Raw genomic sequence first — 25490 nt, 5'->3', positions numbered from 1 at the left:
TCTAGCGAACGGGACCTGCTGCGGTCATGAGAGCCTTCTTGGGCCGCTTGAGCGCCCGGGTCTCTTGCAAAACGATGGCGGTGGGGACCTTCTCCTTCCGCTGATGAGAGTTCGGCAGCGATACTTCTGTTGTCGGGGCCACGAGATCGAAGAAAGGTCTGCCCGTCAGGGCAAACGCTGGGTGATAAAACGGATCTCGCCGTAGGCGATTACCCCAGCGCCGCTTCATGAGCGAGGCTTCCCGATTGAACCTTAAGACCTTCTCAGGGGTATCTTCCAGACCGCGACTTAATGACTCGTGGTGCTCAGCCACGAAATCCGGGGTGACGATAATCTTATATCCTAGCTTGGTGATCTTGAGACATAGGTCTATGTCGTTGAAGGCGATCACTAAGGACTTCTCGTCAAATCCCCCCGTCTCCACGAACACCTTGCGACGGACGAGCATACAAGCTGCGGTAACGGCCGAGACTTGATGCGCAAGCCATGCTCTTGCTCCATAGCCCGGAAAGAACTCGGATTCATGGGTAAATGCGTGTCCGGCGACGCCGCCAAAACCGATGATGACCCCACAGTGTTGCACAGTTCGGTTTTGGTAAAGGAACTTGCCCCCAACCGCGCCCACTGTATCGTCGATAAGGATCTCCTGCAGCATGGTGTCCAACCAATCGTCATCATTCACGAATAAATCGTTATTCATGAAAACAATATAGTCTGATTCTGTAGTTTCTACAGCAAGGTTGTTAATCTTAGAGTAATTAAATTCTTGTTCGTAATCTATTATTATAACATTCTTATGGCTTCGCATCTGTTTAATAAATATGGTGGCCTCGGCGCTACTAGAATTGTTGTTGATAAGAACAATAGTAAGGTTGTGGTTCGTGGTATGTTTTATTACTTGCGTAACGCAGCGCTCTGTGGACCCGATCTGATCTCGGAAAGGTATAATAACGGCGACCGAGGCTTTGAATATCGGGGTCACCGTGACTCTGTAAAGGCTGTGCCCTGGGTGACTTTCCACGCTTACGGGGACGTTCCGCCGGCCGAGATGCGACGAAACAGCTTTCACACCAGCCGCGACAACGTATGGCTTGGTTGACACCGAAGCCGCAGTCGACGTTGACGTGGCACGCCAATGATACAGGACCTCGGGGACATGGACAATACGGTTCGCCTCAATCTGCTCCACACAGCGAAGTAGTAAATCGTGATCTTGAGCGCCATCGAACTCCGAGCGCAGTCCGCCGACCTTTCGAACGAGATCCGTGCGAATGATAGTTAAGTGATTGATATAGTTGACGCCTAATAGGTAGCGGTAGTTCCAGTCCGGCTTAAGAGCGGGATCGAACAAACAGCCGTCATCGTCAATCTTGTCCTCATCCGAATACAAGATCGAGACGTCAGGTTTAATGCTAGAAATCATTCTATCAAGTGCACAATCGACTAGAAGGTCATCATGATCGAAGAACGCAATCCAATCTCCGCGCGCTATATTTATGCAACGATTTGTAGCATCCGATATTCCCTTGTTTTCGGCGGTCAAGGTAACTCGTATACGATTATCCAGGGCGGCCATGGCCATCATCATATCAATCGCCTCCTGGCTTTGACCGCCGTCATCATGAAGAATCAACTCGAAGTTTTTATAAGTTTGATCCAAGACCGACTGAATAGCAGCACGGAAATGGTGCAAGGCTGGTTGGTAAACTGGACAGACTACAGAGATGAGCGGTCCGTGTCGCGTAGCTCGAACCTTTTGGGACATCGCTTGATGGTGCCGATAGAACCAGGGAATATAGTTGATGATACTTAGCGCGCGACTCGGGATAATCGCCTCTGCTAGAGCCGCCGCCTCCTGCATCCGGCTCTTGAGGAAGGTATCGTCCGCCATCGTCTTGCTTATGTAGCGTGTCATCTGGTCGACGAGTTTGGCCAGACGCACGATTCGTTCGGCATCGTCATTCAAGCTAGTGTCGATAGTTACCGGACTTCCGAGAAGCTCAATCATTTCTGGCATCACGAAGACCCGAAAAATCTGCTTAGTCCCGTCGCGCAAGTCGTGTGGGATCAAGAACGAGAAGCCGCATCTTCCTTCAATGCTATGAGCGGCCGCGACATCGGGGCGAGGAAGGTCAGCAACAATGCTGGCGACTGGTCGATGGCCAGACTGAACAAGCAGATGGCAGCGGGTCTCAAAGTTTTGCAGTTCAGTGTCTCGGGCGATTGCCGCCCACCCCCGGATAGATGCCTGCTCCGTCTCGTCGAGCTGACCTATTAATTGAGGCGTGAACATATGGCGAAATGCCAAACTCTCCCTCTGATGGCCTTCCGCTTTGAATGTGATGACGTTGCCGTCCTCGTCCCTTAACGACAGTAGGTGCTCCACGTTGTCGAGATATTTCGAAGGTATGCGGCATATGAAGCCGACAAATTCCTTATTGATATCAGAAGCTTTCACGTCGCGCCGGGTCAAGTCTGAGGTGAAACTGGTAACCAGCACATCGTCAATGAGCAGTTGCAGCGTTACTGGCTTGTCCCCACCCGGTTCATGGGCCCAACCCCGTAAGCTGCTCGCTGACACTTCATCAATGAAACAGATGATAGATGAGAGTTTGGCCACATGATTTATGCTTGCGATGACGTCCTCAGAATTTTGCGAGACCGGAAAATAAGTATACCCCTGGGTAGTCAGTCGATCCCAGACAGTTCGAGCGGAAGAGTAAGCGTAGAGATCTATGATATCGTTCTGATCGTATTCAGAAAAAGTGTGCCATCCCCGTGCATGACCGTCGGGCTGCTTTCTAGACATCCGCCGGACCCAGTGCTCACGGCTGCGGATTATATAGTGATGAATACGCCATCCGGTATGGAGGATGTCTTCCGGATGGGTAACCCCTTCAATTGTCCACCGGATGGGCTCTCCGTTTAAGTTAAACACCGGGCCGCCGACATCGACATAATGTGGATTTATAATTTGTAGAGCTCGGCTAGGCCGGAAGAAAGTTTTGACATGTCCGTTGACAGGGTCGTTTTGATCGCCGCGTTGCGTAAAGGCTTCCATTACCAACCGTCCGCCAGCGGCTTCGAGGTTTGACGAACCAAAGGTCATCCAGTTTATTGAGAAACACCAACTGAAGGACATTTGGTCAAGTAGTTCATGTAAATGACCGCCTGGTGGTGGAATAAGAAATTCATCGGCATCAAGAAAGCATAACCACTCGATAGTGGAACGGTATTTATGCATACAGTAGTCATAGGCGGCGCCCTGCTTGTTCAAGCCGGCGCTCAGATGCATATCGTCCTTCCACAACATATAACTCACTGGAAGGAAATAAGCCGCTTTCTCGACAACCATAGCGGTTTTATCCACCGATTGATTATCAAGAACCAGAATTTGGTCAAAGCCTATTTCTGCATGGTGGCACAACCATTCAAGGATATTTTCCTCCTCGTTTTTTACGAACAGAACCAATAGGCTTTGGGTCATAGTCATTTGCAATAAGCCGATCTGTCAGCGACGGTTTACAGACCGACATTGAAGAGTCGGGTAAACAGCCGTTCCCAATCTAAGAAGGATATTAACCTTATCGTGTTGATTTTCTTTTATAGGAAATATACGACGAAAGTTTTCTGGCTCCCCTACTCACGTAACGTCCGCTTACTTGATATCTGAGTCGATCCGAAGCTAGTGATAAGGCGTTTCTCGGACGAATAATTTCACTCACTGAAGTTCCACTCACTGCCTGAGAATTAATAGTCTGAGATGCTGTCTTATAACCGGACGACATCGCCTCGAACGCACTGACCGCAACATCTTGCCAGTAGTCGGCTACTTGACTCATCACTTAAATCCACAGTAGGTCTGTCTTCAGTATTCTTTTGGCGTTTTCATGTACAGACTCGTAAGGCCAATAGAGCTGTCTCGGAAGACGCAGTGCTTATCCGGGTATAGTTTACCCAAGACCCTCTATCTGACTGGTCGAGTCATCCAACCCGCGGCAAGCTAGCCGCTTAACCGACTGAATATATTGTGACCGCTAGAGGCTGTTCTTTTCGGCGCGACGTTGAGATGGTCGGGTAGCTCATCTGTCCACTTCGGCGGCGGCTTGCTCACAACATCGGTCAAATACTCATCCTGCGCGTGCGCGACATTGCATGTCGAATGCGTCACGATCTGATCGTTCAGATAATCGAACTTGATCGAAGGTAGCTTGCCGAGCGTTAGCCGCGAACCAGGCAGCGAAGCCGCATCGCAATCGCAATCGCAATCGCAATCGCCTAGATCGTGCCAACTGGTTCCGGAGATTAACCTTAAGCCCTGCGGTAGGCCTTTCCCAAAATAAAAGATCAACGGGTGCTGGTCGGACAGTCTGCCTAATAGGCTTAAATCAGACCTGAGTTCTGCCAAGCTATAGGCAAGCCAGCCATTTATCATATCGGAATACTCATGGATGTCGTGACAGCCGGCTACAATCAGTCTCTCACCGACATCCATCATGCCCTCCGGGGAATATCCACTCAGCATACTACGCCGGGTTTGTAGCGTTAATATATAGATAATTGGATACCGACAGCAAGTCTCAAAAAAGGTTGCGCTCAAGTATCCTTCAGGCGGCGTTGCCGTAGCCGTTGGGGTGTGCCTGACGCCAGGCGAGTGCGGTGGCAACGATATCATCCAGGACCGTGTACTGTGGCGTCCACCCGGTTTCGGACCGGATCAGGTCCGATCCGGCAACGAGCACGGCCGGATCGCCCGGACGCCGCGGCATCATGCGGAACGGAACCGGACGGCCACTCACCCGCTCGACGCTCCGGATGACGTCGAGGACCGAATGCCCCGTGCCGCTGCCGAGATTGTAGGTGGCACTCCCGGTCTCGATCCTGGCCAGCGCCGCCAGGTGCGCCTGGGCCAGGTCGGACACATGCACGTAATCGCGGACGCAGGTGCCGTCCGGCGTGGGGTAGTCGTCCCCGAACACCAGGATTTCGGGCCGCAGGCCGAGCGCTGCCTCGATGATCAACGGGATCAGGTGGGTCTCGGGCCGGTGGTCCTCGCCCGACCGTCCAGCCGGATCGGCACCGGCCGCGTTGAAGTACCGCAGGCAGGCGTAGCGCAATCCATGGATACGGTCGGCCCAGTAGAGGGCACGCTCGATCATCAGCTTGCTCTCGCCGTAGGGCGAGCCCGGATCGATCCGGGTCGTCTCGGTGATCGGCATCGTCTCGGGATTGCCGAACAGTGCCGCGGTCGAGGAGAGGATGAACCGCCCGACGCCGTGCCGGACGCAGGCGTCGATCAGGCGGATACCCAGCCCGGCATTCTCCGTCATGTAGTGGAACGGCCGCTGCATGCTCTCGCCGACCAGAGACAGGGCGGCGAAATGAAGCACCCCGTCCCAATGCCCGTCGCCCAGGACGGCGTCGAGCGCTGCCTCGTCGGCGAGCTCGGCCTCGACAAGACGCACGGTCGGCGGCAGCGCCTCGCGATGACCCTGGCGCAGATTGTCATAGACGACGACCTCGTCGCCCCGGTCGCTCAGCGCCCAAACGATATGGCTACCGACATAGCCGGCACCACCAGTCACCAGAAGTCTCACGACCTGTCTTGTCCTCTCGGGGCTGAGAGCGAGCCGCTGCTCGAACTGGACAAACTATGGATTAACCGTCCCGGGAGGTCGAGCAACCTTTCAAATCGGAATGGCCGGTGTTTGCGGCAGGCCGTTGCAATCGTAGTGGATCGTGACATCGAGGGCGTTCGCTCGCGCAAGCCCGATCACATGCAGTGCCGCAGCATCGGCGCTGACCGATAACAGTGACGGCCATACAGTCACACCGGCATTGCCCAGAACAATTTAACGGTCAGGCCGGGTCAGCGATCGTCGGCCCTGCCACTGTTATCATTGCCAGCATGAAAATCGGGACGGTGGACCATATCGAGTTAGCTCGACGCGGACATACCGCGTCCATGCATCGATCGGACCGGGATGCCGCGGATCGGATATCCTGCAGCATCCAGGTGAACCTCTTATGTCTGGTCTATGAGCATCGCCACACATGCATCTTGTTGCTGCAGTCCTGCGGCTGGACGAGCCACATCGCCCGCCTGCCGCAGGAGGAACGATGGCTACCAGCGGGTCCAGATCGACCGATCGTTGTCGAAGACGAATGTGACCGGGGTTGTCGGAGTGATACCGGATGGCGCGCCCAGGATCGTAGGCACCGCGCCCGTGGTCGAGGTGCCGCCGGCGACGGTCAGGCTGGTGATCGCGCATTCGGACGCGATGTGGAACGTCTGCTTGTTGCGAGGGTTGGCAGGCATGATCTCGGAGAGCGCCGCGAGCGTGCCGTTACAGACCAGGATCGTTCCGCTCGTATTGTCCGCGGCCGTGATCGTACCGCCACTCGCCGCGGCGACGGGCAGCGGCGATCCGTCCACGATCCCGCCTGTCGTCACGATGCCGCCCTTGCAGAGCGCGTTGAGGGTGCCGAGACCCGACGTCCCGGCAGTACCGCCGCTGACATAGGTGCGGCAGTCGAAATCGTTCAGCCCGGTCAGCGTGGCGTTCGACGAGGGCGTGCTGTGCCAGTCGATCGTGCCGACGGCCCCGGTGCCGACGCCCGGAATCGCCACGCCAGGCATGCCGAGTTCGAAGCCGGCACCAAAGAACTGCGCCAGCGACCCATGGATGATGGTGTCCTGTCCCGCCTCCGCATAGAGCAGCTCGTCGCTGGTCGTGATGTGCAGGAACTGCGGATGGAAGCGGACGTCTGTTCCGCTGTACGTGTCGCGGAAGCAGGTCGTGGCGGCGTAGCAGATGCCGCCCTGCACCACGACGTTGGGGCCCTGGGCAAGAAACCCGAAATCGGTGCCCGAGATGCTGACGTTGCTCACCAGGCTCGGCTGTGGATCATAGCTGGTGATGCCGTTCGAGCCCTGGTTCAGGACCACGCCATAGGCGTTGAAGCCCGCCCCCTGCGCGCCGGCTGCCGGTGCGACGATGGTGTCACCGCTCTCGTTGACCCAGTCCACGCCGTCCATCCACATCGCGTGCCAGTCATGGCCGGCCGGATGATTGACCGTGTAGTAGAAGCTGCCCGACGAGAACACCGTGCCGATATTCTGCACATGCACGAGTTCCTGGCCACTGCCGCCGGATGCCGCGTGGATCGAGAGCGATCCCGCCGATCCGTTAAGGGCCGACAGCCAGGTGATGCCGGTCTGGCCGGTGATCCAGTATGGCCGCTCCAGGAACACGCCCTGGATGCCCCAGCCGCTGATGTCGAAGAACCTGGCGCCGCCGATCGAGCCGCAATCCTGGCAGACGATCTCCGAATGGCCGGTGCCGCCGGCGGGAGCATCGCTGACCATCTGGAACCCGATCGTGCGGGCCTCGCGCGGATCGACCACCTCGACACGGTTCATGAACAGGAAGTCGGGGTCGGTGTAGCGCAACCCGACCGCCCAGGCCTGGGTGTTCGCGACCCAGCCGCCCCGGTTGGTGATCACGACATCCTCGATCACCTGCGTGGGGGAGAAATTCGCATTGACCAGCGGGATCGCCTTGATGTTCAGGGCGACGCCGGGATTGGTCGCACCCGCGAACGCCGTCGCGAACTTGATACCCTTGACGTAGACAGCCTGTCCCAGAAACGTCCCGCTATGCGCGATGTCGTTGCCGCCGACGATGCCGGTGGCGGTGCTGGCCGGATTAGGCGAGAAATTGATGTCGAGCCCGTCGCCGGAACTGGTCCAGACCAGCTCGGTATTGGATGTTCCCTCGCCGACGATGGCGAAACTCGAATTGGCCAGCATATTGGCGGTCAGGGTGCCGCTGAGGATGCAGGCGCCGGACGGAATGACGATCTTGGCAGCACCGTTCCGGTTGGGCCCGATGCCGACGACGGCGTTGAACTGCGCGGCGACCCCTCCGGCCGGAACCTGGCCCGTTGCCACCGAGATCGCCGCCCGGAATGCGGCCGTGTCGTCGGTCGTGCCGTCGCATTTGGCGCCGTAGTCGCGGACGTTCAGGCTGTCGGAAAAACGGGCGGCCAGGGTGCGCGACGCGATGGCGAGCGCCGGCAGCGGCGTCGCGGCACCGACCTGCGATGCCGGAAGAGCCGCCGCCGCCTGTGCCGCCAGCGTCGCCAGCGTCGGGCCGGTCACACTACCCACCGTAGCCCCGCTATTGATGCTGCGGACACTCAGGTCACGGGCCGTGGCGTCGCCTGCACGACTGAAAATTGGCTGTGCATCAGCCGTGGAAACGATTGTCATGAAGGCGAGCGCGAGGAGGAGGCGCGTCATGGGATCTCCGACTATGGCGTCCGGGGAGCCGGGGCCGAGCTGGATGCTACGACGGTTCAATACGCTTCCGGAAAGAATGCGTCCGCTGCCTGCGGGTTCGCGAACGCCTGGTCAGCCCAGGCGCAGCCCGTAACGGATGAAGCCGCCGGCAGCATCCCCGAGCCGCGTGATATCGGGCCGGCCGCCGATGTATTTCGCCGTCTCGGCTCTGCCGTTGAAGGCAAGGGTGACCGGGCGTGCGAGCGGGCGGAAGCGCCAGACCGGCGCCGCCACCGGCGATATCTGTTTTGCCTGCATCACGTAGCGGACGATCACGTCGCGGTTCAGGTCGGGCGCCTGCAGGACCACGTGCGAACCACCGGTGCCGGGGAACGCGCCGCCGCCATCGGCACGGTAGTTGTTGGTCACCACCAGGAAGCTTTCCTCGCCGGTGATCGGCCGGCCCTGGTAGCGGACATCATGCACCCGGTGCGCGTCCGGCTGGATCACCTGGCCCTCGCCGTCGTAGCGCTCGGGCTGCGACAGGTCGATCTCGTAGGTCAGGCCGGCGATGGTATCGAACAGGTAGCTCGGCGCACGGGCGGAGGTGAGTTCCTGCGGGGTGTCGATGGCCGGGTCGATCCGGTTGAAGATCGCGCAGGATCGCTCCAGCCACTCGTGCAGCTGGTTGCCGTCGACCTTCACGATGCAAACCGTATTGGCGAACATGTAGAGGTTGGCGATGTCCTTCATGTCGAGCGGCCCGGCCGGGATGTCGACGAAGGAGTCCGGCCCGGCGCCACCGGCCTTGAAGGGCGATGCCGCCGAAAGCAGCGGCAGGTGGGCGTTCGGCGTTCCGGCCAGCAGCGGCTGCGCGTACCAGAGCTGTGCCGCACTCACCAGAGACAGGGCAGCATCGTTGCCGATCATCGAGAAATAGGTGTTGATCGGCACGGTCGTGCTGCCGACCGGCTGCTCCATCCAGCGCAGGGTGGCCGCATGCTCGGGCGCCGCGGCGGCCAGGATCGCCGCATCGTCCGGCACCAGGGCAAGCGCCTGTCGGCCCTGGCGGCGATAGATCGGGCGCGCCTCGACCTGGAAGTCGTCCACCGTCCAGCGCACCGGCTTGGATCCGTCCTGGTGACGGTTGAGCACCAGGTCGATGATCCCAAGATGGCTGCCCCAGAACCCGGGCATGACTGCCGGGATACCGCCGAGCGTGCCCCGGACGGTATCGACGCCGTCCAGATGCGCATAATCGGGACCGGGAAACACGCGATGGGCATGGCCGGTGAAAATCACGTCGATGCCCGGCACCGATGCGAGGTGCAACGCCGCATTCTCCTCGCCCTCGCGTCGCGGCGTACCAGAAATACCCGAATGGCACAGTGCCACGACCAGGTCGCACCGCGCCCGCAGCTCCGGGACGATCCGTGCCGCCGCCTCGACGATATCGGGCGCGGTGACATGGCCCTCGAGCCGGGCCTTGTCCCACACCATGATCTGCGGCGTGACCAGGCCGAACACCCCGATGCGAAGCTTGTGCGTGGCACCGGCCTCGTCGACCACGTCGCGCACCAGGACGATGGAAGGGGCGATGAACGGCTTGCCGTCGGGCGTCTCGAGATTGGCGCAGACGAACGGAAACTTCGCGGATTTCAGGGCCAGCTTCAGGAAGTCGAGCCCATAGTTGAACTCGTGGTTGCCGAAGGTGGCAGCGTCGTAGCCGAGCAGGTTCATCGCCCGGAACATCGGATGGCCGCCAGCCCGGGTCAGGTGGCCGGGAAGCGCCATGTAGTCGCCGAGCGGGTTACCCTGGATGATGTCGCCATTGTCGAACAGCAGCGTGTTCGTGGCCTGCCCGCGTGCCTGCCGAACCAGTGTCGAGACCTTAGCCAGCCCGACCGTGTTGTCCTGGCGGTCCTGGTAGTAGTCGTAGTCGTAGACGAACATGTGCAGGTCGGAGGTTTCGAGCAGCCTCAGCTTCACCCGGGCGGTCGAGGCAGCCACCGCGGATATGGCTCCGCCGGCTGCCGCCCTGGCCTTCCCTGCCACTGAAGTCGCCGCCAATCCGCCCGCGCCGCCGATCAATACGCGCCTCGTTACCTTTCCCGGCATCGTCTGCCCCCTTCGCTCATCGTTGATTCAGGCGCAGGTCGCAAGCGCGACGGCCTGTTGGGCGGTCGATTGACGTTCAGATTGCGGCTTCGGCGAAAATCCGCGTGACATCCGCGGCCCAATCGCCGCGATACCGCTCGAGCCAGTGCTCCGCCTGGTTCGGGGCGCCCTGCACGATCGGCAGCAGCGGCGACAGGTGGCGGCGCTCGTCCTGCCCCCCTGCATCCATGATGCCGCGCGACGCCAGCCCGTCCGAGGCGATCGCCACCATGCGTGCGGCTAGATCGCGCACGGTGCCGCCGGCCCACGGCCCATGCAGGCCCTGGGCGGGGACCTGCGCGCGCATGGCGATATAGGCCTCCCACGGCTGTTCGCGCACCAACGCATCGGCGGCGGCCAGGGCAGCATCGTCGTACAGCAGCCCGACCCAGAGGGCGGACTGCGCCACCATCATCGGGATGCTGCCGGCATCGGCGCCGCGCATCTCCAGGAACCGCTTGATGCGGACATCGGTGAAGGCCGTGGTGAGGTGATCGTCGAAATCGCCGAGGGTCGGCCGGAACCCCTCGAGCCCCGGCTGCCGGCCCGCCATCCAGGCACGGAACGAACCACCGGCGACATCGATCAGCCGGTTGTCGCGGCTGACGAAATACATCGGCACGTCCAGCACCCACTCGACATAGCGGCCGAATCCGAAGCCCTCGTCGAAGAACGGCCTGGGCATCCCGCTGCGCGCATTGTCGGTGTCGGTCCAGACCTCGGCCCGGGTGGAGAGCAGTCCGTTCGGCCGGCCCTCCTTGAACGGCGAATTCGCGAACAGGGCGGTAGCCACCGGCTGCAGCGCCAGCGACACGCGCAGCTTGCGCGCCATGTCGGCTTCCGACGCATAATCCAGGTTCACCTGCACGGTGCAGGTGCGCAGCATCATGTCGAGGCCGCGGGTGCCCACCAGCGGCATGTAGCGGCGCATGATGGCGTACCGGCTCTTTGGCATGAACGGCATCTGCTCGCGCGTCGCAGTCGGATGGAAGCCGAGCGGCGCGAAGCCCAGCCCGAGCCGGCTGGCATGCGGGCGAAGGGCCGCGGCATGGTCGCGCAGTTCCGCTTCGGTCTCGTGCAGGCTGGCGAGCGGGGCACCGGACAGCTCGAACTGTCCGGCCGGCTCGAGCGAGATCGAACCGCCGGCATGCGCGCCGAGGCCCTTCAGCCCTATCAGTTGGCCGGTGTCGCGGATCGGCTCCCAGGACGAGGTGTCGGTCGCGAATGCCCCCAGCAGGTCGGCGATCCCGTCGGGCTGATAAGGCGGCGGCGACCAGGATGGCTGGGCCTGTCCCGGCTCGCGGAAGCCGAACTTCTCGTGCTCGGTGCCGATCCGCCAGTCCTCCCGGGGCTTGCAGCCGACGGCAAGATGCGATGCGAGTTGCTCCACCGAGGCGATGGGCGTGTCGTCTTGGTCACCAGGGTTCGACATCGGCGCGCAAGCAATCCCTCAGGGGGCGGCATGGTCTTCGCGACCGACCGCCCGGTTTCGTGGTGTGTCTATGGCGCGTCCGGCCGGTCGGCAACCTGGATCAGGAAACCGTGCCAGCCAGCGCTGTCGGGGAAGCTCGAACCATGCCGGAGAGCCGGCCCGGGAATCAACGAACCAGCCCTGCCAGGCCGGCCAGGCAGGCGGTCTCGGCCCTCAGGACCAGGCGTCCGAGCGACACCGGCACCACGAAGGACCGCGTGCGCAGGAGGTCCAGTTCGCCCGGGGAGAACCCGCCCTCGGGCCCGACCAGCAGGCCCGGCTGGACCCCGGGATCGGTCCGCGCACGCCAAGCGTGCACGATGTCGGCAGCGGCACCCCGCTGCTCCGCACGCTCGATCGCCGCGAGCAACGGTCGCTCGGCATCCCAGGTGCCGAGCAGGTCCATCAGGCGGACCGGCTCGGCGATCTCGGGTACGCTCAGCCGCTCGCATTGCTCGGCCGCCTCGGTGGCGATGGCCACCCAGCGCTCGGTGTTGACCCGTGCGGTGTTGGTGCGTTCGGTCATGACCGGCTGCAGGGAAGCTGCGCCCAACTCGGTCGCCATGCGCACCACAAGGTCGGTGCCGTCGCGCTTGATCGGCGCAAACAGCAGCACCGGCCCGGGTTCGGGTGCAGGCGCCCGGATCTGCTGCTCGACGACGAAGCTGCCGCGGTCCTTCCGCAGGGCATCGATCCGCACCAGCCATTCGCCGTCCGTTGCATTGAACAGGCGCACCCGGTCGCCCGGCTGACGGCGCAGCACATGGCCGAGGTAGTGCGCCTGTCGCGGTGCCATCGCGATGACCGCGTCGTCGGAGAGCCGCGGTTCGGCATGAAGTCTCGGCTCGTCCTGCACCGTGGTCACACTCCGCTTGGCCGGTCGCTCGTTGACCGAAAGCCGACACCGCCATAGCAGAGGCCATGGCGCATACCGACATCGTCGCGACCGGCTGGATCCGTCACCTGCCGGCACCCCTGCGACCCTACGCGCTGCTGGCGCGGCTCGACCGGCCGGTCGGCACATGGCTGCTGTTCCTGCCGGGGCTCTGGGGCATCCTGCTGCCGTTCGGCGTGGCACCGGCGGAGCGCCTGCGCCTGATCGTGCTGTTTGCGGTCGGCAGCGTGGTGATGCGGTCGGCCGGCTGCGTGGTCAACGACATGTGGGATCGCGACATCGACCGCAAGGTGGCGCGCACCGCCGGACGGCCGCTGGCGTCGGGTGCGTTGCGGATGCGCCAGGCCACGCTGTTCCTCCTGCTGCTGCTGCTGGCCGGGCTGGCGGTGCTGCTGTCGCTGAACCGGCTGTGCTGGATCCTCGGCGCCGGCTCGCTGGTGCTGGTCGGGCTGTATCCGCTCGCCAAGCGGGTGACCTGGTGGCCGCAACTGGTGATGGGCTTCACCTTCGGCTTCGGGGCACCACTCGGCTATGTCGCCGCCACCGGCCGGATCGACATGACGATGCTGGCGCTCTACGCGGCGGCGATCCTGTGGGACCTCGGATTCGACACGATCTACGGCTTCCAGGACATGGAGGACGACGTGATGGCGGGGGTGAAATCCACCTCGCGGATGGTGGCAGCCCACCCGCACCGCTTCATCGCCGGCTGCTATGGACTGACCCTGGCCGCACTGGTCGCGGCGGCATGGCTGGCCAGGCTGCAGCCGCTGTTCTGGCTGGTGCTGCTGCTGCCGGCGATCCTGCTCGGATTGCAGGTGCGCCGTCTCGACATCGCCAGCCCGGCGGGCTGCCTGCGCCTGTTCCGGAGCAATCGCGAGGTGGGGCTAGCGATCGCACTGGCATTGCTAGCCGGCCATTTCGCCGGCTGAAGACCCACCGCCGACCGGCTGGTCGCATACATGTGTTGAGACGCGGGCAGCGGCGGATCGTGATGGTCCCGCGTTGGGGGCGGATCGAGACTGGAACGAGGAGATCCCCATGCCCAAGGCCGCCATCTTCGACATCGACGGCACATTGGTGGATTCCGTCGATCTGCACGCCCGCTCCTGGCAGGAGACATTTGCGAAGTTCGGGCACGCGGTGACGTTCGAGCAGGCGCGGAGCCAGATCGGCAAGGGCGGCGACCAGTTGCTGCCGGTGTTCCTGTCCCAGACCGAGCAGGACGACCATGGCGAGGAGATGGAGGAATGGCGGGGCCAGCTGTTCAAGTCCGAGTACATGCAACTGGTGCGGCCGTTCTCGACAGTGCCCGAGTTGTTGCGCCGGATCCGCGACGCCGGACTGAAGGTTGCGGCCGCGACCTCGGCCAAGAAAAGCGAACTCGAGATATACCTCGAGATCGCAGGCATCACCGATCTGGTGGATGTGGCGACATCGTCGGAGGATGCCGAGCAATCGAAGCCCGCACCGGACATATTCCAGGTCGCGCTGAAGAAGCTGGGCCTCGACGGTGCCGATGCGGTCGCGATCGGTGACACACCCTACGACGCACAGGCGGCGGGAAAGGCCGGCATCCCGACCATCGGCGTGCTCTGCGGCGGCTTTACCGAGACCGACCTGCGCGAAGGTGGCTGCATTGCCGTCTATCCGGGGCCCGGCGCACTCCTCGCATGCTTCGACGCGTCGCCACTGGGTCGATAGAGCATCATCGGATCGTCCTGCTTCCCGACCGGACCATGCGGTGTCGAAGCGAGCAGTTGCGCTCCAGAACCGGATTGTTCCGGAGCGACCGCGCGGGCGAGATCACCTTGAGGCGCAACCGGGCGCTTGCTAGGAGTAGCCGACCACACTCAGCGGCGATGGCTTCATGATTGCTCCAGGCGAGATAACCCGGCAGCCCGAGCCGTCGTTCATCAAGAACCCCTTGTTTCTCAGCGGCAATCATCTGCACGCTTCGATAGGCGGCAACGATGTGCCGCTTCTGCTGGGAGGCACGCCGCTCGAGGCGTTCCTGCCGGGCTGGCATGCATCGGCCTTGTTTACCGGCTTTGCCCCCATTTTTCTCTTGGAACTGCAAAACGCGGACGGCAGCAGGGCAACCTGGTTCCTGGATTTTCGGTTTCAGTATCTCAACGGCGAGGTCGACAAGCTTGAGCCTGAGATCATCGGTCTGCTCAAGCTCCGCGCACTTCCATTGCTGTGCTCTCTCGCAGACGCGGTCACCCGCACTTCCGACGTCAGGATCGACCAGTCGCTTCAGGATTTCATGGGCGTCAACGCGGCGACGCGACGTGCGATCGCCGCCGTCTGCCAGGACGAGCTGGTCCGAATGCCGGACTCATATCTCGTCGAACACCTCATGCCGTACTCGCTCATCTACCGCGACGAGAACGACATCCTGCGTTCGATCGATCGGGACCATCTTGGCGATGGGCTGCGCGGCGACCTGCGGGACCGCGACGGCGGCCTGGTCCATGCCGGCAGCATCAGCTGGCCGAGCCCGGTCGACGGTAGACCGCTGAACGCCCTAGGCATCGTCGCTTTCGACGATCTCCACTCCGCTGTCCGCTTCGGCGACGCAAGCAACGGACTCGTGTTCTTCGTGCTGGTTTCGGACCAGAACTCAGGAATAGCCGGTATCTGGTTTCCTTCGATGGGATTGCTCGTGAGCCTGGACGAGTTTCGCCGCGCACTGGCACGCGCGCTTATCCCGCACATTCCACGATGGTTCGCAACGTCCACGCTGCAGTGGGCCGAGCAAATGATCCCGTAGCGTCCGGCTAAGATTCCGCCCGGTTCGCCAGCGGTCTGCGTTCACGGCCGCTTTGCATCCAGACGGCTTAAGCCTTGCCTATTTGTCCTGCCTCAGGCTCCAGCCCAGGCGTCTTTCCAAATGGGATACGAAGGCATGGTTCTGCAACAGTCCAAGCGGATGCCTGGCGGCGGATACGGGCGGGCTTGGCATGTCGAGCGGCAGGGTCAGCGCGTAGCTCTGGGTCGGCAGCACCTCGCTCCAGTCGGCGATGAGTTGCCTGTAGCTTTCCCCGACCGGCCGGATCTTGCGATCGAGGTCGTAGAGGCCGAGAGGATTGGCTTGGCCGCGGTCCTCCCTGAGCGCGGAGTCCCAGTCGACCTGATCCGTCAGCGAGAACCAGGTAAAGCCGATGATCGGGATGCCGTCGTTGCGTAGGCGCAGGACGTTGGCCCATTCCTTCCAGAGCCAGCGCATCGCCTCGTCCCCACTCGCCCCCTGGACCAGATTGGTTTCGGTGTGCATCACCGGGACGCGATAGCGTTGGAAATACTCGCGGGTGATTTCGGCGTAGCCGAACACTTCGCCCGAGGGTTCGGTCGACCCATCCTGGTTTACCAGATGCTCGTTGGTGACATAATAATCGGTGCCCATCACGCAGTGATGGCGCAACTGGTTTTCGAGGAAGAAATGGTATTCTTCGCGGCTCATCCCGTTATCCATCAGGAACTCGTACATGTCGCTGTCGACACGCCTGCCATAGTTGAGGTCCAGCGACAGGAAACGCCTGGCGTTCATGATCTCGGCCGGCTTTATCGCACCGGTGCTTTTCGCGTGGAAATATTCCGATGATTCGCTCTGGATGAAGATGGCATCCGGGCGCATCCGCAGGATCGCATGCATCGCCAGCACGTTGCCGCGGACGAGGTGCTTCAGGGCAGTCACGAACGCCGCGTCGGTCCGGAGCTGCTCGTTCCACCACCCATAGCTCGCCGAGAAGGTGGCGCACACGTACATCTCGTTGACCGGCGTGTAGAGCTGGATCCAGGGGTAGCGCTGGGCGAAGGCGCTGGCATAAGCCGCGAACAGGTCCGGAAAGTCGGGGTTCTGGAAGTTGCCGATCCAGTCCGGCACGCCGAAATGGCACAGGTCGACGATCGGCATGATCCCCCGGGTGCGCAGGTCGGCGAACGTCTCGTCGGCGAACGACCAGTCATAGCGGCCGGGACCGATGAATGTCGTGTGGATCGGCGGCCCGTAGCGCAGGAACCGGATCCCGAGCTCCTGAACACAGTCAAAATCGCGTCGCCAATGCGTGTAATGGCCGCATTTTTCCATCTCGTCGACGCGGATCCGGCCGTTCTGGATGGTCGGGTAGCTGTTCTCGATCCCTGTCGCGAACATGAAGGCGTTGGTCATGAGAGGTTCCGGATCAGAGTGGTTCTGGATGAACGGCCTGCTCAACGGCTAGTTGGCACCTGCCCGTGTGGATCGGGGCTGCAGCGCGCGCCAGTGCAGCTTAGCCCGCTGCGGCTTGCCCAGCGTCGCCGACCCAGCGCCTGGCAGATCGGTAGGGGCCAGGCCGGCCACGTCTGGCGATCGGAACCTTCGGCCCGGCTGGAAAGCTCCCGATACCGGAGAATGGCATGCCTGCACCGGGCGGACCTGCAGCCGCCGGGGCCGATCGATGGTCCCCTGTGCCTGATTCCCGGCCCCTGCCCCGTTCCAGGGTCCGCCTGCCCAGGCGAATGTTGAGTCTTGGGAGCACCAAATCTCACGGGATGGAGAGACTGCCGACCCTCGGGCCGCTATGCTAAGTGACGCGGCTGCAGCAAGGAACGACATGGCAACCATTTTCGACAAGATTCCCGGCATGAATGCTGCCTCCCTCCAGCAGCTGGTGGACAACGCACGCGCCAGGCCGGGCAATCCGCAGTCCGAGGGGGTCATCGAGGCGGCGACGAGCGCGCTCGAGACCCTGAAGCTGAATGTGGCCACCTCGAAGGCGGCCGGAAAAGCTGCCATCAAGAACCGCTATGCCGACGAGCCGCTCGCCAAGGCGTTCGAGGCTGCTCTGAAGGACCGGCCGCCGACCGACGCCCAGCTTCGGCGGCTGCAGCTGATCCATGAGAATCCCGGCCGGGACGAGGACAAGCTGGCTGATCTCGCCGGCGACAAGGATGCAGCTGCCTTCAACCTGTGGATCAGCGCACTCTGCCGCGACCGCGCCGACTACCTGCCGCCGCCGAAGATCGCGGCACTGCGCAAGCAGCCGCAATGGAGCGACCTGATCTGCGAGATCGTCCCCAAGATCGACGCGGTGGGCCGCAAGACACACGGCTGGACGCTGCGGCCTGAAGCAGAGGTGGCCATGCGCCGCCTGGGTCTGCTGAAGCCCAAGCGGGCATGAGCAGCGGAGGGCGGCCGCTGCTGGTCTAAGCCGGCAAGGTCCCCATCGACGGGCCGTTGTTAGGGATAGGGTCGCCAATACCTGTCTCGCTTAGGCACCGGGGCGCCGGCTGGATTGCCGGTGGCCAGCAAGATCCTGCCGAACCGGTTCGACTGGCCGCCTGCCGGCGGTCCCGGCACCGACCCGCGCGATTTCGGCGACGACCTGTTCAGGGTCGATATCTCCTTCATCGGGAGCGGGCTGCCGGGTGTAGCGCAACGGTTCATCTGGACGATCCGCAGGGCCGCAAGCAGTTGCCGCACCCCCTTGACGCACTCCGTTCCGGGTCCGAGCCAGCGTTGGATTGTCCACCGCTTTCGCCGTCCTGGTCGACGGGTGGATCATCGTGATGAAGGCAACGCCTGGCCACCGGTTTACGAAGGGCATCTCGGGTCCCATCACTGGCGTCGTGATCCGGTCGAATTCTTCCGATCCAGAAACTCCCCGCCATCCTCGGGCTGGGTGACTGAGCTCACACTGCATGCCGTCGCAGATGAACGATCGGACTTCAGCGAGAGGGATGATCGGGCTGCCACGGATCGGTGTCGCCGGCTGGAGCCTGCGTCGCGATCTGGCGGATCGTTTCGGCACAGGTGCAAGTCAGCTTGCACGGTATGCGACACGCTTCAACTGCGTCGAGATCAACTCCAGTTTCTACCAGCTGCATCGTCCCGCAACCTATGCGCGTTGGGCGGAGGCGGTGCCGGACACGTTCCGGTTCGCCGTGAAGATGCCGCGGTCCATCACGCATTCGGAAGCAGCCGACGCGGTCTTGCGCGGCACCCGGTTTGCCCGGGTGGCCGCCGACCCGGCTCCGGTGCCGGTTGCCGCGGATACCGGCGGCTGGGATGGGCTGAGTTACCACCGCCTGCACGGCAACCCGCGCATGTATTATTCCGGCTACGGAGCGGAGCGTCTCGAGCGGTTGGCGACCCGGCTTTGCCCTGCCAGCGATTGCTGGATCATTTTCGACAACACCGCACTCGGCGAGGCCATACCGGACGCACTTTGGCTTTCCGGCCGGCTGTCGAAATAACCAGCGCCATAACGATCTGCCTACCAGCGCCTGGCCTTGCTGAGGCGAACGGTCGGAACGTCTTGATTGTGAGAAGAATCCCGATTGTTTCGAAGCACGTCTCGTGGAAGGATCGGCGTCGGCAGGCTCCTCGGAATCGTTCCTGGTCTGGTCGCCGTCCCTTCAATGCGGAGTTCGGATGATGAGCAAGATCACGAGCAGGCTGAGTGCGAGCTACGCCACCACGATGGCCTGGCTGAACCCGCGATCGGGCACCAGCCTGGCCAGGATGGTCGCGAAAGCGGCGCCGGCGGTGACGATCGACAATACCGGAACGATCGTCGGCGCCTCCGGAACGTCGACCACGATCGGCCAGGCCGGGGCCGGTGGTGCCGGTATCGAGTTGCCATCGAACAGCAGGCTGACCAACAGCGGCAGCATCACCGGCGGTGTCGGTGGCGACGGCGGCGACAAGGGTGGTGCCGGCGGCATCGGCGTCCAGGGGCTCGCCGACGATACGATCTCGAACAGCGGAACGATCGCCGGCGGGACGGGCGGATATGGCCAGCAGACGAGTGGAACAGGCGGCGTCGGCGTCGATCTGGTGCTGGGCGGAACCCTGGTCAACAGCGGAGCCATCCTGGGCGGCAACGGCCTGTTCTCAAGGCATGACACCAGCATTGGCGGTGTTGGCGTACGGCTCGAGGCGGGTGGCTCGGTGAGCAACAGCGGCAGCATTGTCGGCGGGACCGGGGGTACTGCAGAGCTCGAACCCGGAGTTGCAGGGGGCGATGGCATCGTGCTTGCCGCCGGTGGCGACCTGGAGAACTCGGGAATTATCCTGGGTGGCGTCGGTGGCAGCGGCGACGCAGGCGGGACCGGCGGCATCGCGGTCGAATTGATAGCCGGCGGCAAAGTTACCAACGACGGCGACATTGCTGGTGGCGCAGGCGCCAACGCCAGTGACGACGTGGGCGGTCATGGCGGCGTCGGCATCGAGTTCCTGGCCGGCGGTCAGCTGATCAATCATGACGCCGTCTCCGGCGGCAGTGGCGGCATTGGTAGCTTCAGTCCGAGCGGTACCGGCGGTAGCGGCGTGGTGTTTACGACAGGCAGCAGCCTGACCAACGATGGGACGATTTCAGGTGGAACCGGCGGCGGAAACACCGATGCCTTGTCTGCTCCTGGCGGGACTGGTGGCATCGGACTCGAGCTGTTGTCCGGTAGCCTCGCCCTCCATACCGGGCAGATTGTCGGTGGCGCGGGCGGAGCCGGCCCTGTGTTCGGTGGAGCCGGCGGCAGCGGCGCAGCCCTTGAGTCCAGTGGTGTTCTGGATAACGCCGCCCAGATCAGCGGCGGTGCCGGCGGCGACGGCTCGAATGGACAGGGCGGTACCGGCGGGACCGGAACGATCTCAACCGACCACGGCACGATCCGGAACAGCGGCACGATCGCCGGCGGAACGGGCGGATATGGCCAACAGACGAGTGGAACAGGCGGCGTCGGCGTCGACCTGGTGCTCGGCGGAACCCTGCTCAACAGCGGATCCATACTGGGCGGCGATGGCCTGTTTTCGAGACATGACACCAGCATTGGCGGTGTCGGGGTGCGGCTCGAGTTAGGCGGCCAGGTGAGCAATAGCGGCAGCATTATCGGCGGGACCGCGGGTACAGCAGAGCTCCAACGCGGAGTTTCAGGCGGCGATGGCATCGTGCTTGCCGCCGGTGGCGACCTGGAGAACTCCGGAACTATCTTGGGTGGCGCCGGTGGCAGCGGCGATACGGGCGGAACAGGTGGCATTGCGGTCGAACTGATATCCGGCGGCAAAATCACCAACAACAGCAAGATCGCTGGTGGCGCAGGCGGCAACTTTGGTGTCGACGGAGGCGGTCGTGGCGGCGTCGGCATCGACCTCCTGGCTGGCGGCCAGCTTATTAACCATGACACCGTTTCCGGCGGAAATGGCGGGAATGGCGGCATTGGTGAATTCAGTCCAAGCGGTGCCGGCGGTAGCGGCGTGGTGTTCACGACCGGCAGCAGCCTGATCAATGACGGAACGATCTCGGGTGGTGCCGGCGGCGGTAGCATCGACAGTCCGGCTGATACTGGTGGGGCTGGCGGCATCGGACTCGAGCTGTTGTCCGGTAGCCTCACCCTCCATACCGGGCAGGTTGTCGGTGGCGCGGGCGGTATCGGCTCTCTGATCGGTGGAGCCGGCGGTGTCGGCGCAGCGCTTGAGTCGAACGGGGTCCTTGATAACGCCGGCCAAATCAGCGGCGGGGCCGGCGCCCGCGGCTCGGGTGACCAAGGCGGCACCGGCGGGACCGGAGCGATTGCAAACGACCACGGCACGATCCGGAACAGCGGAACAATCTCTGGCGGAGCGGGCGGCTATGGCCAGGAGGCCAGCGGTGCTGGCGGCGTCGGGGTCGACCTGTTCCTGAGCGGAGCGCTGACCAATAGTGGGTCAATCCTGGGAGGCGACGGCCTCTTCTCGAGAAATGCAACCAGTGTCGGGGGAATTGGTGCGCGGCTCGAGGCTGGTGGCCTGGCAACTAACAGCGGCAGGATCGTTGGAGGAACCGGCGGAATCGCCGAGTTGGAACCTGGTGTTGCTGGCGGTGACGGCATCCTGCTTGCCGCCGGTGGCGAACTCCAAAACTCTGGAACAATTCTTGGTGGCACAGGTGGCATTGGGACCTTCGGCGGTGAAGGCGGCATCGGCGTCGAACTGATAGCTGGTGGCAAGGTTGGCAACACGGCCTCCATTGTCGGAGGTACCGGTGGAGCCGGTAACGATGACCCGGGAGCGGCCGGCGGTATCGGCGTCGATCTCGTCTCCGGCGGACAAGTGGAGAATCACGGAGCCATCTCCGGTGGTGATGGCGGCGCCGGCGTGTTCGGGTCAGGTGGCGCCGGAGGAGTTGGAGTCATGCTCGGTGCCGGCGGCAGCCTGACCAATGATGGAACGATCTCGAACGGCAAGGCAGGAACGTCGACTTACGCGACGCCTGCCGCCGGCGGCAATGCCGCGGTGGTATTGACGACGGGTGGCACGGTCATCAACGGGCCTGGCGCCGTCATTGCGTCGCAGGGTGGGGATGGCATCGAGGTCTCGGGCGGTGCGGCTACCGTCACGAATGCGGGCAAGATTTCCGGCTCGACCTACGCGATCCGCTTCACCGGCAGCTACGCCTACCGGGTGATCCTGGATCCGGGCGCCCTCCTGATCGGTAAGGTGCTGGGCGGCTCTGCCTCCAACACGCTCGAACTCGCACGCGGAAGCGCCGGCGGCATGGGAACGGTCACTGCGTTCGGCGCGGAATTCATCCGGTTCGGCAGCATCGTGCTCGACCAGAATGCACGCTGGCTTCTGGACGGCGCATCATCGAGTGGTGGCCAGGTGGTGACACTGGCCGGCACGAACCATATCCTGGCGCTGAACGACACCGTCGCATTCGCCGATACGATCGCCGGTTTCGGCCGCACCGACACGCTCGACCTGCGGGACGTGACATACGCCACCGGCGCCGGCGCCAGCCTGTCCGGCGACACGCTGACGATCAAGAGCGGCGCGACCACCGACAGGCTGGTTCTGAAAACGCCAGGTGGATACACGGGGGAATATTTCCACCTGGCCAGTGACGGCCATGGCGGGACACAAGTGACGGTGAACGGAACGCCCTGCTATTGCCGGGGCACGCTGATCCTGACCGACCGCGGCGAGATCGCCGTCGAGGCGCTCCGGATCGGCGATCACCTGATCACCCACGCCGGCGAGGCACGGCCGCTGCGCTGGGTCGGCACACGTTCCTATTCCGGACGATTTGCCTCGAACAACAACGACGTATTGCCGGTGATGATCCGGAAGGATGCGCTGGCCGACAATGTTCCGCGCCGCGACCTGATGGTCTCGCCGCTGCACGCCATGTATCTCGACGGGATACTGATCCCGGCCATGGCACTGGTGAACGGCAGCTCGATCCTGCAGGCAGGGACGGTCGACCGGGTCGATTATTTCCACCTGGAACTGGAAACGCACGACGTGATCGTCGCCGAGGGAGCTCTTTCGGAAAGCTTCGTCGACGACGGCAGCCGGGGCATGTTCCAGAACGCTGCCGAGTACAACCTGCTCTATCCGAACATGCCGCGCTCGGCCCCGCGATACTGCGCGCCGCGCGTGGACCAGGGCGAGCGCGTCGAGACGGTGCGCAGGCGCCTGCAGGACCGTGCGACACCGTCGTCCGATGGCCAGGGCGAGTCCGCGCATGGCATTCTGCGAGGCTGTGTCGACGAAGTCGGCGACGACCGTATCAGGGGCTGGGCTTGCGAGACCGACGACACCGTGCGGGTGCAGTTGCGCATCCTCGATAATGGGATCGTGGTCGGACAGGTCGTGGCGGACCAGTATCGTGGAGACCTGCAGCAGGCCGATATCGGCGACGGACGGCATGGGTTCGAGCTGACCGTGCCGGGCGGACTGTCGCCGATGCTGCGGCATGTGATCCAGGTGCAGCGGGTTGCAGATGGGCAGGCCCTGTATGGATCGCCGTGGGTGGTAGAGGCAGCGCCGCTTGCTGAACTCCCCGAACATCAGACGGCACCGAGCTGTCATGGGCACCTCGACATCACCACACGCGATCGCATCGTCGGCTGGGCGCGGCATCGCGGCGAACCGGACGTCCCGCTGGCGGTACAGATCCTTGATAACGGCGTCCCGATCGCGCGGGTGCTGGCAAACGGAATCAGGTCCGACCTCGCCGAGGCCGGCGTCGGGCTGGGCCGGCACGGCTTCGACCTGTCCATCCCGGGCGGATTGTCGCCGCTGTCGCGTCACGTGATCCAGGCACGCTGCGAACTGGATGGCACCGAGCTGATCGGATCTCCGGTGGTGTTCGAAGCCGCCGGCTCCTTCGACATGGACCTGGAGCAGACGATCACCCGCGCCGTGGCATCCGTCGCGAACGAGCAGGAGGACGCGCGCGTGCTGTCGTTCATGCTGGCGCGGGTCGACCAGTTGCGGCAACAGGCCGCCGATCGTTCGGGAGAGCGGAATTGGCGACTGCGGGATCGCAGCCGGCAGCGGCTGCACGGCCCGTCCGATACCGCTGCGCCGGCGCCGGGGCTGCGCGCGTTGGTGCTCGACGAGCAGGTTCCGGCTGCCGGCCGCGATGGCGGATCGATGGCGATCCTGTCGCATATCGAGGCATTGCAGCAGTTGGGATACGCCGTGACCTTTGCCGCCGCCGACGGACCCGGCGAAGGTGGCGCCGCTGCGCAGGCATTGCGAACCCGGGGCGTCACGGTCTGCGGCAGCCCGTTCTATGCGTCGGTCGAGGAAGTGCTGCATCGCCAGGCCGACTGCTTCGACGTCGTGTATCTCCATCGGATGTCGGTGGCGGCGCGTTATCTGAAGCTCGCCCGCCGGCACATGCCCCGCGCCCGCATCCTCTACAGCGTGGCGGACCTGCATCATGTCCGGCTGGCACGGCAGGCCGAAATCGAGCAGCGTCCGGACCTGCTGGCATTCAGCCGCCAGTGCCGGCTGGACGAATGCACCGCAGCCTGGCTGGCGGACGCGGTTCTCACGCATTCCGCGGACGAGGAAGCGTTGTTGCGTCAGGCGGTGCCCGATGCGCAGGTCTATCGTGTCCCCTGGCACATTCCAGTGCCCGACAGGATCGCTCCGTTTGCAGCCCGGCAAGGCATCGCGTTCATCGGCAACTATGCCCATGCGCCGAACCGCGACGCGGCCATGTGGCTGGTCGAGGCGGTCATGCCGATCGTTTGGGCGACGTGCCCGCAGATCGACTGCGTGCTGGCAGGCGCCGACATGCCCGAGACGATCCGGTCCCTGGCCCGGCCGGGCGTGGTGGCACTCGGCCATGTGCCCGAGCTTGCGGACGTGCTGGACCGGGTGCGTCTGACCGTGGCGCCGTTGCGTTATGGAGCGGGCGTGAAAGCGAAGGTGCTGGACAGTCTGGCGGCGGGCGTGCCCTGCGTGATGACCGAAGCCGGGGCGGAAGGCTTATCGCTGCCGCCAGGACTGGAGAGGCTGGTCGGACAGGATGCTGCATCGATCGCGGCGTTGATCTGCCGGCTGCACCAGGACAAGGCGATGCACGAAACCGCGGCTATTGAAGGGCTTGCATTCGTGCGGGAACGTCACGGGCTCGAGACGGTCCGGGAAACTCTCCAAGCGGCAATCGATGGTTACCGCCCGACCATCGCCGCGCTAGGGTACCGGATGGGAGCCGATTAGGATCGGACAGCCCTGTCCGGCGAACCGGGTCCTACCATTCCAGGACCCGGTTAAGGTTGCGAACCACATCCGTCATTGTGAGGGTGCGGAGAAAACCCTGCCATTCGGTCGGCGCTATGATCGCCATTCTGCCATCACCGACGTCCCACACGGGCACGATGGTTCCATTCAGCCCGCGTGCCAGAACCTGCTTCTGACATTC

General features: G+C 63.1%; 14 protein-coding genes. 6 read left to right on the top strand and 8 right to left on the bottom strand.

The window, feature by feature from the left end; genetic code table 11:
- Nucleotide 1: 1 nt before the first annotated feature.
- From HN018_RS01460 to HN018_RS01430, 7 genes are all read right to left on the bottom strand, one after another.
- Complete coding sequence (locus HN018_RS01460) at nt 2-3487, bottom strand: glycosyltransferase (RefSeq protein ID WP_171836175.1); 3486 nt, start codon at nt 3485-3487, stop codon at nt 2-4.
- A 516-nt stretch (nt 3488-4003) separates the two neighbouring features.
- Complete coding sequence (locus HN018_RS01455) at nt 4004-4498, bottom strand: hypothetical protein (RefSeq protein ID WP_171836176.1); 495 nt, start codon at nt 4496-4498, stop codon at nt 4004-4006.
- A gap of 109 nt (nt 4499-4607) precedes the next feature.
- The gene (gene galE, locus HN018_RS01450) at nt 4608-5597 is read right to left on the bottom strand and encodes a UDP-glucose 4-epimerase GalE (protein WP_171836177.1); all 990 of its coding nucleotides are present in this window, start codon (nt 5595-5597) and stop codon (nt 4608-4610) included.
- A gap of 527 nt (nt 5598-6124) precedes the next feature.
- A complete protein-coding gene (locus HN018_RS01445; protein WP_171836178.1) occupies nt 6125-8305 on the bottom strand; it encodes a glycosyl hydrolase family 28-related protein in 2181 nt (726 codons plus the stop codon).
- Between the two features lie 111 nt (nt 8306-8416).
- Nucleotides 8417-10294, bottom strand: coding sequence for a bifunctional 2',3'-cyclic-nucleotide 2'-phosphodiesterase/3'-nucleotidase (locus tag HN018_RS01440; RefSeq protein ID WP_204259633.1), 1878 nt, complete (start codon nt 10292-10294; stop codon nt 8417-8419).
- 184 nt (nt 10295-10478) lie between these two features.
- The gene (locus HN018_RS01435) at nt 10479-11873 is read right to left on the bottom strand and encodes a glutamate--cysteine ligase (RefSeq protein WP_171836180.1); all 1395 of its coding nucleotides are present in this window, start codon (nt 11871-11873) and stop codon (nt 10479-10481) included.
- A 166-nt stretch (nt 11874-12039) separates the two neighbouring features.
- Nucleotides 12040-12768 (bottom strand): 16S rRNA (uracil(1498)-N(3))-methyltransferase, encoded by a 729-nt coding sequence (locus HN018_RS01430; RefSeq protein WP_239478922.1) that lies wholly within the window; start codon nt 12766-12768, stop codon nt 12040-12042.
- A gap of 65 nt (nt 12769-12833) precedes the next feature.
- On the opposite strand from HN018_RS01430, the gene ubiA reads away from it, so the two are divergent.
- The 3 genes from ubiA to HN018_RS01415 all read left to right on the top strand — a co-directional run bounded on the left by ubiA (nt 12834) and on the right by HN018_RS01415 (nt 15583).
- On the top strand, nt 12834-13739 hold the full coding sequence (gene ubiA / locus HN018_RS01425; RefSeq protein WP_408886738.1) for a 4-hydroxybenzoate octaprenyltransferase: 906 nt from the start codon (nt 12834-12836) through the stop codon (nt 13737-13739).
- Between the two features lie 109 nt (nt 13740-13848).
- Complete coding sequence (locus HN018_RS01420; protein WP_171836182.1) at nt 13849-14511, top strand: HAD family hydrolase; 663 nt, start codon at nt 13849-13851, stop codon at nt 14509-14511.
- A 166-nt stretch (nt 14512-14677) separates the two neighbouring features.
- Complete coding sequence (locus HN018_RS01415; RefSeq protein WP_171836183.1) at nt 14678-15583, top strand: hypothetical protein; 906 nt, start codon at nt 14678-14680, stop codon at nt 15581-15583.
- A 78-nt stretch (nt 15584-15661) separates the two neighbouring features.
- On the opposite strand, the gene HN018_RS01410 is transcribed toward HN018_RS01415, so the two are convergent.
- Nucleotides 15662-16981: a family 1 glycosylhydrolase gene (locus tag HN018_RS01410; RefSeq protein WP_171836184.1), complete on the bottom strand. Its 1320-nt coding sequence runs from the start codon at nt 16979-16981 to the stop codon at nt 15662-15664.
- 424 nt (nt 16982-17405) lie between these two features.
- Between HN018_RS01410 and HN018_RS01405 the strand changes: the two genes are divergently transcribed.
- The 3 genes from HN018_RS01405 to HN018_RS29050 all read left to right on the top strand — a co-directional run bounded on the left by HN018_RS01405 (nt 17406) and on the right by HN018_RS29050 (nt 25288).
- Nucleotides 17406-17972, top strand: coding sequence for a hypothetical protein (locus HN018_RS01405; RefSeq protein WP_171836185.1), 567 nt, complete (start codon nt 17406-17408; stop codon nt 17970-17972).
- 559 nt (nt 17973-18531) lie between these two features.
- Entirely contained in the window at nt 18532-19047 is a 516-nt protein-coding gene (locus HN018_RS01400) for a DUF72 domain-containing protein (RefSeq protein ID WP_338034006.1), read from the top strand.
- A 178-nt stretch (nt 19048-19225) separates the two neighbouring features.
- Complete coding sequence (locus HN018_RS29050; RefSeq protein WP_172443419.1) at nt 19226-25288, top strand: Hint domain-containing protein; 6063 nt, start codon at nt 19226-19228, stop codon at nt 25286-25288.
- The last annotated feature ends 202 nt before the right edge of the window (nt 25289-25490 follow it).

The sequence above is a fragment of the Lichenicola cladoniae genome, assembly GCF_013201075.1.
In the GTDB taxonomy this organism is placed as follows: domain Bacteria; phylum Pseudomonadota; class Alphaproteobacteria; order Acetobacterales; family Acetobacteraceae; genus Lichenicola; species Lichenicola cladoniae.
The sequence above is the reverse complement of the archived record's forward strand: the minus strand, read 5'-3'. Positions and strand labels throughout refer to the sequence as shown.